The organism is Streptomyces sp. NPDC051064, assembly GCF_044455985.1.
Classification (GTDB): domain Bacteria; phylum Actinomycetota; class Actinomycetes; order Streptomycetales; family Streptomycetaceae; genus Streptomyces.
In genome coordinates this window covers 310,391-323,286 of sequence record NZ_JBITFK010000006.1, presented here as the reverse complement: position 1 = coordinate 323,286, position 12,896 = coordinate 310,391, and the positions used below count along the sequence as shown (strand labels likewise).

Below are 12,896 nucleotides of genomic sequence, written 5' to 3'. Positions count from 1 at the left end.
TGACGCGCCGGTCCAAGGCGCCGAGACCACACGCTTCATACGGTTGTTCCGGCATGCATCGAAGGTCCGACATCCGCAGTCCGGAATGTCGATACAAGGGTAACGAGGTGGCGAATTGAGCACGCTCGCGATCGTGGGCGCAGGTCCGCAGCTGGGGCGCGCGATCGGCCGGCGGTTCGCCGCCAAGGGGTTCGACGTGGCGCTGATCGCCCGCAACCGTACGACGCTGCAGGCGGTGGCCGACGATCTGTCCGACACGGGCGTGCGGGCCGAGGCGTTCCCCGCCGACGTGACCGACCGTCCCGCTCTGCACGCGGCGCTGACCGCCGCCGAGGAGCGGCTGGGGCCGATCGACGTACTCGAGTACTCGCCCGCGCCGTCCCTGGCCGACCTGCGCCGGGCGCCGCTGGTCGAGGCCACGAAGGTCACCGTCGACTCGGTTCTGGCCCAGCTGGATCTCTACCTGCTCGGCGGTGTCGCGGCGGTGCAGCACGTCCTGCCCGGCATGCTGGAGCGCGGCACGGGGACGGTCCTGGTCAGCAGCGGGGCGGGGTCGGGGCCGGTGATCGCCCCGCACGTGGCGAACGTCCAGATCGCCACCGGTGGGATGCGCAACTGGATCCTCAACCTGCATGCGGCGCTCTCCGGTACCGGCGTCTACGCCGCGCACGTGGCGATCGCCGCCTTCATCGGCCAGGGGGGCCACGACTCCCAGCCTCAGACGATGGCCGACGCCTACTGGCGGCTGCACACCGAGCGCACCGAAGCCGAGCTCGTCATCCAGGACCTGCCGGACGACTACCTGGAACGGGGCCTGGCGGACAAGTTCGTCGAGTCCTGAGCCGCTGACGGCTTCGCGGGGCGTTGTCAGGCGCGTGAGATCGGGACCCGGCGCCGTGGGCGCCGGTCTGCCGCTCGGCCAAGTCGCGGTTCGCCGCCCCACGGCCCGGGAGATCGCCAGGCCCGCGGTCCGCAGCGCCGTCCGAGCGGCGGCGGCCCGGGTCCCGCCCTCGTCGGGGGCGACCAGGCCCGTCGAGGCGGGAGCGGACGGCGTGGAGATCCACGGCGCCAACGGCTACCTGCTCCACCAGTTCCTCGCCCCGGGAGCCAACCAGCGCACCGATGAGTACGGCGGCTCCCCCGAGAACCGGGCTCGCTTCGTCGTCGACGTGGTCACGGAGGTCGCGAAAGCTGTCGGTCCCGAGCGGGTCGGGCTGCGGATCTCACCGGAGATCGTCCTCTCGGACGTCTTCGAGACCGACCGGGACGACGTCCTGGCCACCTACGGCACCCTGGTGGACCAGCTGCGCCCGCTGGGCCTGGCCTACCTCTCCGTCCTGCACGGAGAGCCGGGCGGCGAGCTGGTGCAGGAGCTGCGGCAGCGCTTCGACGGCAAGCTGATCGTCAACAGCGGCTTCCTCGGGGGGCAGACCACCCGCGAGGACGCGATGCAGCGGATCGAGGCCGACCACGCCGACGCCGTGGTCGTGGGCCGGGCTCTGATCGCCAACCCCGACCTGGTCGAACGCTGGCAGAACGGGCACCCCGAGGACGAGCCGCGGCCGGAACTCTTCTACGCACCGGCCGCAGAAGGCTACACCGACTACCCCTTCCTCCAAGCAGTTGAGGCTCACGGTCACGCCTGTCCATACTGCAGCGCCCTCACATGGACAGGCGCACGACCGGCGACACGACGCCCGATTCTTCAAACCGACGGTCACCGTCACGACCGGCAAGAACGCGGGCAGGGTTCACGAGCTGCTTGTCCAAGGTCACTCACGCCGGGCGCGCGTCGGACCGGGCGCCGGCCCTGTACCGGGCCATCTCCATTGGACCGGCCCGGGCCTATCGAGAACGTATCGGGAAATCGAGAAGGCCCGAAATCACGGCCCGCCGTTGACTCAGGGCACCACCGAGCGGCATCCGCCGCTGTGTTCGAGATGCCGCGCCGCTGGCCATCGCCGTTGGCCTACGATCCGGCCGGCTCCCGACTGATCCCCACCTTGCCAGATCCGGACCGAAGGCCCTGACCGCTGTCCACCCTGCGCGGGCCGAAGTGCGCCAGCGGGTCCGGCGATTGGCCGGGAGGCAGGGGCCGGCTGCCGACGGGAAGGTGACGGTGGACATCGACGGCGTACGTCATCGCCCACTCCGAGAAGCAGGACGCGGCACCGACCTGGAAAAAAGCCCTTCGGACACCACCCGCTGCTGGTGTTCGTCGACCACGGGAGAAGACGGGTCCGGGAAACCGGTGGCCGCGCCGTTGCGGCCCGGGAACGCCTCAAGTCAGGTGGCCGAGTTTGTGGTCTTGTCTCTACGCACATGACGACAGCGCTGAGCGGACTGTGGGTAGGCCCTCGGTGAAGATGCCGCTCCGCGCCAACGCTCTGCGGGCGAGGCTCGGGGCGTTGACTCTTCGGCGCACCGACGCGCGTCCAGCGATGGCCTGCGCAACCGTCCCGCAGAGATCTACAGGGTTCTGTCGCTGAGATTCCGGCGCAGTGATCCGGGCGCACGCAAGGCTTTCTCGATTTCCTCGAGCGACCTCTTTCGCGTCTCGGGCACCTTGAGCAGGACGAAGGCGATGCATAGGACGTTCATGGCTGCGTAGACGAAGAAGGTTCCGGACCGGCCGATGGCGTTGATCGCGCTGAGCGCCGTGATCGCGATCACCAGGTCGAACCCCCACACCGTGAGAGTGGCCAGGCTCGTCGCCGGGCCGCGCACGCTCAGGGGGAGGATCTCCGGGGCGATCAGCCACACCACCGACTGCATGCCGATGCCGTTGAAGAGGATGTACGCGAACAGCGAGATGATCACGGTCCAGCGTTGCGCGGGAGAGTCGTCCAGGAGGAAGGCGATGCCGAGCACTGTCATGGCCAGCCCGGACAGCGGCAGGAAGAACAGCATGGTCCGGCGTCGACCGATGGCATCCACGGCGATCGCGCCGGTGGCGCCGGCGACAACGAGCATGGTTCCGATGCCGATTCCGGTGAGAAGTGCGACGGAGTGGCCGAATCCGGCATCCGACAACATGGTCGGGGCGTAGTAGACGACGGCGTTGATCCCTGTCAGCTGGGAAAAGGCTGCCACCCCCAGCGCGACGACCAGTGCCGGCCGTACCCAGGGCCGCGTGAGTGTGCGGTAGCTCGCCCGCGGGGCCGAGGTGGAGATCTCACGGACACTGGCGATCTCGGCGTCGACGTCCGCGCCGACCGGCCGCAGTCGGCGCAGGACCGCCTTCGCGGTGTCGTGGTGCCCGTGCTCCACCAGCCAGCGAGGACTCTCCGGCAGCCTGAGCATGCCGACCGCCAGTACCGCCGCCGGGATGACGGCCAGCGCGAACATGATCCGCCACCCGCCGCTGCCGGCGAACAGCCATCCACACACGTATGCGATCAACTGGCCTATGGCCACCATGAGTTGAAACACCACTATCAAGCGACCACGGATGGCTGCGGGTGCCACCTCAGCGATGTAGACCGGGACCATGTTGGATGCGCCGCCCACGGCCAGGCCGAGCATGAACCGTGCTGCGATGAGAGATCCGGTCCCGGGGGCGACCGCGGCTCCGACCGCGCCTGCGGCGAAGACGACCGCCACCCAGAGGACCACCCGGCGCCGTCCGTAGCGGCCCGCGAGGCGTCCCGAACAGAGGGCTCCGATCATCGCGCCGACCAGGATGATGCTGACGACGATCTCCTGGCCGCGCGAGGACAGGCCCAGGTCCTCACGGAGGTAGAGCAGGGCGCCGGAGATGATGCCGGTGTCGTATCCGAAGAGCAGTCCGCCCAGGGCGGACACGGCTGCTACCGCGTATACCTGCCGGGGCTGACGGACGGCGCCGGCGTGTGGGGCCTTCGGTGCCGACGTGGTGGCCTCAGGCATCTCCCATGACCAGACCCTCGATGGTGTGCTTCTGCGTCATGGGCGTCAGTTCGTCCACGACGGGGCAGTCGAGGTGTCGGCGCACCCGCGCGGGCAGGGCCTCCCAGTAGGTGCGGGTGACAGCCGTGTCGTGGCGGTCGCCGTTGTTCGCTTCGGGTCCGTCGATTCCGAGGATGAGGACGGGGCGGGGCTCGGCGGAGTGGTTGGTCGTACCGCGATGGATCGTCAAAGCGGTCCGGGCGGAGATGTCGCCGCGCTGGGGGTACTTGCGGACCGCTCGCTCCTGGTAGCGGGCGTAGTGCGACTTGGGCGGGAACATGCCGTGCTCGAACTCCGGGCTGTCGTCCCATTGAGTGCCCGGGGCGATCTCGAACGGCCCCATGTCCTCGGCCGTGTCGACGGTGGTCACGTTGAAGGCGAGTGAGGTGAGGCGCTGTTCACGCCGTGTTTCGTCGGGGATGGGGAAGTCGCGGTGCCACGGCTGGTTGACAGCGCCCTCCAGCGGGACATCGAATCCGAGCTCCACGATGCGGTAGTCCGGTCCCAGCGTCGCGGCGCACAGGGAACGCACCCAGGGATGTTCCACCAGCTCTACGAAGCCCCTGATCTGCTCGGGGTGGATCTCGACGTAGAACCGGTTGGGGCCACGGCCGACGGCGCCGCCGGGGCGGCTCAGGGCGTCCTTGAACGCCTTGTCCACGTCCTCACCGAGTTGATCTGCCCATGCCTTGGTGAAGGCGCCCTTACGTGCGGTGATGCCGTCCCTGTAGAGGGCCTCCATGTCCGACGACACGTCGACATCCAGTTCACTGGCGGCGATGCCCGGGAAGATCTGCGCGCTCATGTTGCGCCTCCTTGCGCTCCGATGACTGCGCCCATGCTGCAACGTCGCATGCGACGTTGCAATAGCTGGCTTGGAATTCTGGTGCCCGTGATCGTCACGTGGGAGGATGTCGGCCGTGAGTAGCCGTCTGAAGGATGTCGCCGCCCTCGCCGGGGTGTCGACGCGAACCGTTTCCAACGTGGTCAGTGGCACGGGGGCCGTGGCCGAGGAGACGCGTGCGCGGGTCCAGATGGCCCTGGACGAACTGGGCTATCGCCCGAACGTCGCCGCCCGTAACCTGCGTGCCGGCCGTACCGGGCTGATCGGCCTGGCCATCCCTGAGCTCCACTCGCCCTACTTCGGCGAACTTGCCGGTCTGATCGTCGAAGCCGCCCAGCAGCGCTCGTGGACCGTCGTCATCGATCAGACCTTCGGGGACCGGGAGGCGGAGAGGAGGCTGCTGGAAGGTACCGGCGGTCGTCTGGTCGACGGCCTCATCATCAGCCCGTGGTCACTCGGCCCGGAGGAGCTGACCGGTCGTTCCCGGGATGTGCCGGTCGTGCTGCTCGGTGAGCAGCAGGCTCGTGGGCTCGCCGACCGTGTCGCCGTCGACAACGTCCTCGCCGCCGATGAAGCCACGACGCACCTACTGGGAACCGGGCGCAGGCGCATCGCCGCAATCGGTGTGCAGCCCCACCTGCGCAACGAGACCGCCCGGCAACGGCTGGCGGGCTACCGACAGGCACTGCGGCGCGCAGGGCTGGAGCCGGATCCCGCCCTGGAGCAGTCGGTGACGACGCTGCACCGCAGGGACGGAGCGGAGGCGATGGCCGCTCTCCTGGACGCGGACAAGCGGCCTGACGCCGTCTTCGCGTTCAGCGACGAGCTCGCTCTGGGTGCGCTTCATATCGCCATCGAGCGAGGCGTGCGCGTTCCGCACGACCTCGCCGTGGTGGGATTCGACGGGATCGAGGACGGACGGTACGCCAATCCGCCCCTGACCACGGTGGTCCCGGACAAGCCGCAGATCGCCGAGCGGGTTCTGCAGTGCCTCGCGGACCGGATCTACAGTCCCGCCTCGACGGTGCCGCCCCTCGACGTCGTGATCCCTCACCACCTGGACAAACGCGCCAGCAGCGGTTCGACGGGCTGAAGGGAAGTGGTCAGAGGCGCCGTTCCGCCCGTTGTTTCATCCCGGATTGCATGATTGTGAGTAGTTCATGCTCCGCGCCATGGTGAGGTGGCTTCACCGGTGAGTCTGCGGGCAATGAGGTTGATCATCGCGAGGCGAATCATGGCTTCGGCCACCCAAGATCATCAGTGATCCGGCAGCTTCTGCTCCATCACCCGTGGCGAAGCGCAGTGTGTTGATCAGCGTCCCGTCCATCAAGGGGAACCGCCGACAGTCGCCGCTGACACTCTGGCGGCCTCAGCAGCGCCACGCGCAGGGGGTGGTCAGGCGCTCGCGGATGCCCGCGGACCGGCGGTGGGGCGGCGCGGGACCATGTCACGGATGCCGCCGGCAGCGGGACGAGCCAGAGCTGTCAGCATTGCGTGGTCCGGGGAGAGGGAGCACGCTGGGTCGGTGCGGGTGGCGTCGCCGGTCAGGGCGAACGCCTGGCACCGGCAGCCGCCGAAGTCCATGTTTCGCCGGTCGCAGCTGCGGCACGGGGAGGGCATCCAATCCGTCCCCCGGTAAAGGTTGAAGGCTTTCGACTTCTCCCGGATCCAGCGCAGGGAGTGGTCCTTGGCGTTGACCGGATCCAGGCCCGGCAGGGTGGCGGCCGCCGGACACGGCAGGACGGTGCCGTCGGGGGCGACGGTGAGCGAGACGGCTCCCCACCCGCGCATGCAGAGTTTGGCGACGCCGTCGAAGTAGTCGGGTGTGACCCAGACGATTTCCAGACGTCCCTTCAGCTGCTCGCGCCACCGGTCGACGGACTCCACCGTGCGGGCGAGCTGGTCGCGACCGGGCATGAGGCATCCCGGTTGAGCAGGCCCCAGCCGTAGAACTGCGTGTTGGCCAGCTCGATCCGGTCCACGTCCCATTTCAGCGCGAGTTCGACGAGAGCGTCGATGTCGTACCGCGAGCGCCATGCGGTCGAGTGCGAGATCAACCGCCTCAAGGCGCAGAGCAGTGGCCCGAGGTACCACAAGTTCTCCGTCCGCTACGAGGAGACTGTGCGGTCGCAGCCGTGAACGAGTGGTGTGACCAGCACCGTCGCAACAGCCCTCAGACGACGTCGAATTCGTTGCCCTCGGGGTCCTGCATGGCGGCGGCGTACAGCCCCATGTCCGGCTCATCCTTGCTCCGCAGCACGGTGGCACCAGCTTTTACCAGGCGTTCCACCGCAGCCTTGACCCGCTGGGTGCAGACGTCCAGTGGGACGTCACGGCCCCCACCGACCTCAGGTCGAAGTGCCACCGGTTCTTGGCGAGATCCGGGACCTTCATTAGGCAAGTCCCTTGTCGGGATGGAAGCTGTCGGATTTGAGATACCTCGTAAACAGGGGCGTGTTGGTCAGCGGCACCGCTCACCGGCCCTGGGCTGGGAGGACCCTCATGCCGGATCCGGTGTACCCGTACTTGGTTCTCTACGGACGCGGTGCGTGAAGGCCGCGGTCCCGGCCCCGCACGGAGGAGCACGAGAGCGGGGACGACACCGCCCCACGGTTGAGCGACTGTTTCCGACGCTCAAGGTTTCCGCGAGGGCGCGCAGATCAGATTAGGTGGGCTGAGACGGGCCTGGGGGTCCCTGTCAGTACCTGTAACGACAGTGCCTCCCGCGCGCGTGTGAAGTGCGGTTTCCTCGATAGCGAGGACAGCCCGCAGATGCTCCGGACCGGGTTTCAGAAGCCACTGCGGCTGCCGCGCAGGCCGCTCTCGACGAGAGTGGTCCCGCCTGAACGTGTTCGTGTCATCGCAAGGAGTAATTACATGGCCAAGATGTCCGCGCCCAAGGAACTGGCCCAGATCGCACCGAAGCTGGTCGAGGTCACCGACAACGTGCTCTTCGACGACATCTGGGAGCGCCCCGGTTTGTCCCAGCGCGACCGGAGCCTCGTCACCGTGAGCGTGCTGGCCGCGCTGTACCGCAGCGAGCAGCTTCCGTACCACCTGGGCAAGGCCCTGGAGAACGGGCTGAGCGTCGAGGAGCTGTCCGAGGCGATCACGCACCTGGCGTTCTACGCGGGCTGGCCCAATGGCATGACCGCGATGAACCAGCTCAAGAAGATCGCCGACCAGCAGCCCTCGGCCTGACCCACCCCCGGGTGGCAGTGCCCGGCGTGATCGACACCCCACGGTCGCCGCCATGCTCGAAGACCAGACCGAGGAAGTCGGCGGCCGGCCTGTGGCTGTACAGCCCGGCCGCCGACTTCGTCGGCGGTGTCGCGCCGCCCATCGACGGCGGCTGCACAAGCCACTGAACACCCGGAGCACCCGACCCCTCCCGGGTGCGGACCGAGATGCCAAGGAGATCGAAATGCACACACGTACATTGGGCCAGGGCCTTGAGGTCTCGGCCATCGGCCTGGGCGCCATGGGCATGTCCCAGGGCTACGGACCCAACCCCGGCAGCCGCGACGACATGATCGGCGTGCTGCGCGCCGCCGTCGACCGGGGCGTCACATTCTTCGACACCGCCGAGGTCTACGGGCCGTACGTCAACGAGGAACTGGTGGGCGAGGCGCTGGCCCCCGTACGGGACCAGGTCGTCATCGCGACGAAGTTCGGCATGCGCATCGAGGATGGGGCGATCGGCGGAGTCGACAGCCGGCCGGAGCAGATCCGGCGCGTCGCCGACGCCTCTCTGCGCCGCCTGCGCACCGACACCATCGACCTCTTCTACCAGCACCGTGTGGACCCCGACGTTCCCGTCGAGGAGGTCGCCGGGGCGGTGGGCGAGCTGGTGAAGGCGGGCAAGGTGCGCCACTTCGGGCTGTCGGAGGCCGCTGCGGGCACGATTCGCCGCGCCCACGCCGTGCACCCCGTCACCGCGGTCCAGAGCGAGTACTCGCTCTGGACCCGCGATCCCGAGCCCGAGGTACTGCCGACGCTGGCCGAACTCGGCATCGGCTTCGTGCCGTTCAGCCCGCTGGGCAAGGGCTTCCTCACCGGCACCGTCGACGCGGCCACCAACTTCACCGAAGGGGACGTCCGGACGACGATCCCGCGCTTCAGCGAGGACAACCGGACGGCCAACCAGGCACCGGTCGACCATGTCGCCGCGCTGGCCAGGGCCAAGGACGCCACCCCCGGGCAGGTCGCTCTTGCCTGGCTGCTCGCGCAGCAGCCGTGGATCGCGCCCATTCCCGGAACCCGCCGCATCGAGCGTGTCGAGGAGAACGCCGCGGCGACCCAGGTCGGCCTGTCCGCCGACGAGTTGGCCGATCTCGACGCGTTGGCGTCCCGCGTCGGCGTGCAGGGCGACCGCTACAACGAGATGCACATGGGCCTCGTGGGCAAGTAGGCCCACGAGGAAATCGGCTGTACATCACCAACGCCGGCCTCCACGCACCCCACCTCCAGCGCGGGACCGTCAACCCCGGCCAGCTGCTCACCTACTCAGGCCCGCAGCACCGCTGAACCGCCGGCCACCCGGTACGGAGGCCGGCCAGATCCCGCAAGGCCGCCACCGCGATGTCCCTCCCTCGCCATGAGGAACTGCCATCCGGCCGCGCCACCGCACTATCCCCCGCACCAGCACGACAGAAAGGCGTACCGACCGTGTCCCAGAACATCCCCGACGTCACGCTGAACAACGGCGTCCAGATGCCGATCCTCGGCTTCGGCGTCTTCCAGGTCCCGGCCGAGGAGACCGAGCGGACCGTCACCGAGGCGCTCGCCGCCGGCTACCGCCACATCGACACCGCCCAGGGCTACCAGAACGAGGAGGCCGTCGGCCGCGCCATCGCCAAGAGCGGCATCCCCCGGGACGAGCTGTTCATCACCACCAAGCTGTGGATCCAGGACGCCGGCGAGGAGCGGGCCAAGCGCGCCTTCGACACCTCGCTGCGCAAGCTCGGCCTCGACCGTCTCGACCTCTACCTGATCCACCAGCCTTTCGGCGACATCTACGGCTCCTGGCGGGCCATGCAGGACCTCTACCGGCAGGGCACGATCCGCGCCATCGGTGTCTCCAACTTCCTCCCCGACCGGCTCATCGACCTCATCGACCACAACGAGATCACCCCGGCGGTCAACCAGATCGAGACCCACCCGTTATTCCAGCGGACCCTCGACCAGGAGATCATGGACAAGCGCGGGGTGCGGCTCGAATCCTGGGGCCCGCTCGGCCAGGGACGCGACGACCTCTTCACCAACCCCGTGCTGAGCCAGATCGCCGCCGCGCACGGCAAGACCGTCGCCCAGACCGTCCTGCGCTGGCTCGTCCAGCGGGATGTCGTGGTCATCCCCAAGTCCGCCCGCCCCGAGCGGATGGCCGAGAATCTGGACATCTTCGACTTCACGCTCTCGCCGGAGGAGATGGCCCGGATCGCCACCCTGGACACCGGCGCCAGCAGTGTCATCGACCACCGGGACCCCGACGCGGTCGCCTGGCTGGGCAATCGCCGCTTCGACTGACCGCCGCTGCCCGCCGCCGACGACACCACGGTGTCGTCGGCGGCGGGCTCGCCGCGTCTTGTCGTCCTGCCCGAGCGCGGCGAGTCCTCGCCTATTCGGTGAATTCGGTACGGGACACGCGCAGTGCGGTGTCGTGGGCGCCGCGCCGCAACGCCGGGTCCTCCTCGGGACCGGCGCCTTCACTGCCGGCGCGCAGGAACTCCAGAGGGGTGTCGTGGGGCAGATCGGCCCAGCGCACCACGGGCGGCAGAGCGAGACTCTGTACGACGAGGGTGACGACGATGACGCCCGAGGTCACGAAGATGATCGTGTCGCGGTCCGGGAAGGGTGCGCCGGAGTCCAAGGCGGTCGGTACGGAGAGCGCCAGGGCGAGGGAGACGGCGCCGCGGACGCCGCACAGAGCGCCGACCACCCGCGAGCGGTGGCCGACACGGCGCAGGCGTTGCGCGGGGTGGTGATCCAGGAGGCGGATCAGACCGACGGTGACCAAGAGAAACGGGAGGCGTACGGCGACGAGCACCACCGAGACGACCCCGACCGCGATCAGGGCATCGGTGAGATCGTCACTGGTCAACCCTCTGGACGCCGCCCGCAGTTCAAGGCCCACCAGAATGAACAGGGCGCCGTTCAGCGCATTCGTGGCCACCGACCAGAACGCAGTCATGTGCAGGCGGGTCCCGGTCGCGGGCAGACGCGGTCCGGTCTGGCTGACCCGACGCGCCACGGCTCAAAGGAGAGTGATACCGGTGTATCGAGCCAGAGCGTCGACGAGTTCTTCCTGGAACGCCTCGTCCTGGGTGGCCGGGGCCGGCTGCTGTTGTGCTTGGTGGAACCAGTACCGTCCGGTGACGTGCACGTCGGGGTCGTTGCTTCCAGCGAGCCATGCCTGGGTGACGTGACCGAGACGGAGGTCGTCGCTCGCCGCTGCGCCGCCCATGCGGGTGGGCACCCACCCCGGGTCGACAGCGTTGGTGAACACGTCCGGCCAGGTGCGGGCGATGAAGAGCGCCAGTGCTGTGACCAGCAGCTTGCTGTCGGAGTAGGAGTGCGTCCTGCGCGCGCCTGACCAGTCCACGTCGGTGAGGTCCGGCCGCCCGCCTCGGTGCATTCCACTGCTGACGTACACGAGCCGTGCCGGCCGCTCGATGAGCGCGGTCAGCACGTACGGCGCCACCACGTTCACCGGGAGAAGCGATGCGCCGTGCTCGACGCCCGCGTTATGGATCACCGCGTCCATCCTGCCCAGGCGGTTCACGCCTTTGGCGACAGCCCGGACATCGTCCATGTGCGCCAGGTCGCCGATGACGACGTGTGCTCCCTTGGCGGCGAGGTCGTCGAGCGCGTCGGCGCGCCGGTCGTTTCGGGCGTGCAGGACGAGCTCGTGACCGTCCGAGATCAGGTCCTCGGCTGCATTGCGGCCGAGCCCTTCCACGGAGCCGGTGACGAAGATGCGGGCCATGAGATGTTCCTTCCTGTTGCTGTGTAAATCGATGCCGCAGCCGGGGACGGGTCAGCGCTCGGTGCCGGGTTGCGCGGCGGCGTCCTGCTCCTGGGTGGCGGCCCAGCTGGCCAGGAGTTTGAGGGCGTCAGCCCCCGCAGTGCCCGGGTCGGCGCTGTAGACGGTGACGCAGAGTCCTCCCTCGCCGGGCAGGTCGAGGGACTCGTGGACGAGTTCCATGTCGCCGACCGCAGGGTGGTGGAACCGTTTGGTGCCTTCGGTGAAGACGTGGACGTCGTGGGCGCCCCACAGGGTGCGGAAGGCGTCGCTGCGGGTGGACAGCTCGCCGATCAGGTTCGACAGCTCGCGGTCGTAGGGGTCTTTGGCGACGGCGACCCGCAGGGCCCCGACCCCGTCGTGGGCCACGCGTTCCCAGTCGGGATAGAAGCGGGTGGCGCGCGGATCGAGGAAGACGTAGCGGGCGTTGTTGGCGGGGTCCTGCTCGAGGGCCTCGTGGTGCAGGGCGCGGGCGAGAGGGTTGGCCGCCAGGATGTCCAGGCGGTTGTTGCGCACGTAGGCCGGCTGGTCGTGGAGCCCTTCGATGATGCGCAGCACGCTGGGCCGCACGGTGGGCGCCTTGGGGCGCCGGCGTAGGCGGGACGGGCCCGCATTGGCCGCGCGGGCCAGGACGTGGAGATGATCGCGTTCGGTGTCGTCCAGGCGCAGGGCCTTGGCGAGGGCGTCCAGGACGCTTTCCGAGACACCGCCGAGATTTCCGCGTTCCAGGCGCGTGTAGTACTCGACGCTGACCCCGGCGAGCATCGCTACCTCGCCGCGGCGCAGCCCGGCACACGCCGCTGCCCGTACACCGGCAGGCCCGCCTGCTCGGGGGTGATCTTCGCGCGGCGGGATCTGAGGAATGCACTGACTTCGTCCCGGTTGTCCATGCGTCCAGCGTAAGAAACCGAAAGGGCCGGTGGGGGTCCCTGTCAGTACCCCTCACAGCGTGAACTCCCTCGCGCGGATGAAAACCGGTTCTCTGTTCATTGCCCTCATGTGCCGGTCGAGCCTGCAGGACCCTTCCTGCAGAGCTCGGGGCACCGAAAGATTCTGGAGATCACCATCAAGCTCCTCACCGGCCGCATCGGCTCGGCAGTGCTG

Annotated in this window: 11 protein-coding genes and 4 pseudogenes; 7 read left to right on the top strand and 8 right to left on the bottom strand. The window is 68.7% G+C overall.

What is annotated here, in order from left to right:
• The first annotated feature begins 115 nt into the window (after positions 1–115).
• The 3 genes and pseudogenes from ACIBCU_RS22945 to ACIBCU_RS22935 all read left to right on the top strand — a co-directional run.
• Entirely contained in the window at positions 116–841 is a 726-nt protein-coding gene (locus tag ACIBCU_RS22945) for an SDR family NAD(P)-dependent oxidoreductase (RefSeq protein ID WP_399233509.1), read from the top strand.
• Positions 842–875: 34 nt separating this feature from the next.
• A pseudogene (locus ACIBCU_RS22940) lies at positions 876–1,535 on the top strand (alkene reductase); the annotation flags it as partial.
• A gap of 426 nt (positions 1,536–1,961) precedes the next feature.
• Positions 1,962–2,296: pseudogene (locus ACIBCU_RS22935) on the top strand (transposase); the annotation flags it as partial.
• A 173-nt stretch (positions 2,297–2,469) separates the two neighbouring features.
• Here ACIBCU_RS22935 and ACIBCU_RS22930 read toward each other — a convergent pair.
• Both ACIBCU_RS22930 and ACIBCU_RS22925 read right to left on the bottom strand, forming a co-directional pair.
• A complete protein-coding gene (locus ACIBCU_RS22930; RefSeq protein WP_399233507.1) occupies positions 2,470–3,888 on the bottom strand; it encodes a sugar porter family MFS transporter in 1,419 nt (472 codons plus the stop codon).
• Positions 3,881–4,732 (bottom strand): phytanoyl-CoA dioxygenase family protein, encoded by an 852-nt coding sequence (locus tag ACIBCU_RS22925; RefSeq protein ID WP_362942756.1) that lies wholly within the window; start codon positions 4,730–4,732, stop codon positions 3,881–3,883. The genes ACIBCU_RS22930 and ACIBCU_RS22925 overlap by 8 nt, the downstream gene beginning before the upstream one ends.
• A gap of 115 nt (positions 4,733–4,847) precedes the next feature.
• On the opposite strand from ACIBCU_RS22925, the gene ACIBCU_RS22920 reads away from it, so the two are divergent.
• Positions 4,848–5,864 carry a LacI family DNA-binding transcriptional regulator gene (locus ACIBCU_RS22920; RefSeq protein WP_362942759.1) on the top strand — a complete coding sequence of 339 codons (1,017 nt, stop codon included), beginning with the start codon at positions 4,848–4,850 and terminating at the stop codon, positions 5,862–5,864.
• Positions 5,865–6,166: 302 nt separating this feature from the next.
• On the opposite strand, the gene ACIBCU_RS22915 is transcribed toward ACIBCU_RS22920, so the two are convergent.
• The 3 genes and pseudogenes from ACIBCU_RS22915 to ACIBCU_RS22905 form a co-directional block, all read right to left on the bottom strand.
• Positions 6,167–6,688 carry an SPASM domain-containing protein gene (locus tag ACIBCU_RS22915; RefSeq protein WP_399233504.1) on the bottom strand — a complete coding sequence of 174 codons (522 nt, stop codon included), beginning with the start codon at positions 6,686–6,688 and terminating at the stop codon, positions 6,167–6,169.
• Positions 6,625–6,837 (bottom strand): hypothetical protein, encoded by a 213-nt coding sequence (locus tag ACIBCU_RS22910; RefSeq protein ID WP_399233501.1) that lies wholly within the window; start codon positions 6,835–6,837, stop codon positions 6,625–6,627. Before ACIBCU_RS22910 ends, ACIBCU_RS22915 begins: the two co-directional genes overlap by 64 nt.
• 107 nt (positions 6,838–6,944) lie before the next feature.
• Positions 6,945–7,156: pseudogene (locus ACIBCU_RS22905) on the bottom strand (VOC family protein); the annotation flags it as partial.
• A 492-nt stretch (positions 7,157–7,648) separates the two neighbouring features.
• On the opposite strand from ACIBCU_RS22905, the gene ACIBCU_RS22900 reads away from it, so the two are divergent.
• The 3 genes from ACIBCU_RS22900 (at position 7,649) to ACIBCU_RS22890 (ending at position 10,297) form a co-directional block, all read left to right on the top strand.
• Positions 7,649–7,972 carry a carboxymuconolactone decarboxylase family protein gene (locus ACIBCU_RS22900; protein WP_362942762.1) on the top strand — a complete coding sequence of 108 codons (324 nt, stop codon included), beginning with the start codon at positions 7,649–7,651 and terminating at the stop codon, positions 7,970–7,972.
• Between the two features lie 223 nt (positions 7,973–8,195).
• Positions 8,196–9,182 carry an aldo/keto reductase gene (locus ACIBCU_RS22895; protein WP_399233499.1) on the top strand — a complete coding sequence of 329 codons (987 nt, stop codon included), beginning with the start codon at positions 8,196–8,198 and terminating at the stop codon, positions 9,180–9,182.
• 269 nt (positions 9,183–9,451) lie between these two features.
• Positions 9,452–10,297: an aldo/keto reductase gene (locus tag ACIBCU_RS22890; RefSeq protein WP_399233909.1), complete on the top strand. Its 846-nt coding sequence runs from the start codon at positions 9,452–9,454 to the stop codon at positions 10,295–10,297.
• Positions 10,298–10,388: 91 nt separating this feature from the next.
• On the opposite strand, the gene ACIBCU_RS22885 is transcribed toward ACIBCU_RS22890, so the two are convergent.
• The 3 genes and pseudogenes from ACIBCU_RS22885 to ACIBCU_RS22875 form a co-directional block, all read right to left on the bottom strand.
• Entirely contained in the window at positions 10,389–10,961 is a 573-nt protein-coding gene (locus ACIBCU_RS22885) for a cation:proton antiporter (protein ID WP_399233497.1), read from the bottom strand.
• A gap of 63 nt (positions 10,962–11,024) precedes the next feature.
• Complete coding sequence (locus ACIBCU_RS22880) at positions 11,025–11,756, bottom strand: SDR family NAD(P)-dependent oxidoreductase (RefSeq protein WP_362941005.1); 732 nt, start codon at positions 11,754–11,756, stop codon at positions 11,025–11,027.
• A gap of 51 nt (positions 11,757–11,807) precedes the next feature.
• Positions 11,808–12,682, bottom strand: a pseudogene (locus tag ACIBCU_RS22875) (helix-turn-helix transcriptional regulator).
• Positions 12,683–12,896 lie beyond the last annotated feature (214 nt).

What these genes read in the sequence shown, in the direction of transcription:
- ACIBCU_RS22930 (WP_399233507.1), bottom strand. Translation starts at nt 3,888, where the DNA reads ATGCCTGAGGCCACCACGTCGGCACCGAAGGCCCCACACGCCGGCGCC.
- ACIBCU_RS22925 (WP_362942756.1), bottom strand. Translation starts at nt 4,732, where the DNA reads ATGAGCGCGCAGATCTTCCCGGGCATCGCCGCCAGTGAACTGGATGTC.
- ACIBCU_RS22915 (WP_399233504.1), bottom strand. Translation starts at nt 6,688, where the DNA reads ATGCCCGGTCGCGACCAGCTCGCCCGCACGGTGGAGTCCGTCGACCGG.
- ACIBCU_RS22900 (WP_362942762.1), top strand. Translation starts at nt 7,649, where the DNA reads ATGGCCAAGATGTCCGCGCCCAAGGAACTGGCCCAGATCGCACCGAAG.
- ACIBCU_RS22895 (WP_399233499.1), top strand. Translation starts at nt 8,196, where the DNA reads ATGCACACACGTACATTGGGCCAGGGCCTTGAGGTCTCGGCCATCGGC.
- ACIBCU_RS22885 (WP_399233497.1), bottom strand. Translation starts at nt 10,961, where the DNA reads ATGACTGCGTTCTGGTCGGTGGCCACGAATGCGCTGAACGGCGCCCTG.
- ACIBCU_RS22880 (WP_362941005.1), bottom strand. Translation starts at nt 11,756, where the DNA reads ATGGCCCGCATCTTCGTCACCGGCTCCGTGGAAGGGCTCGGCCGCAAT.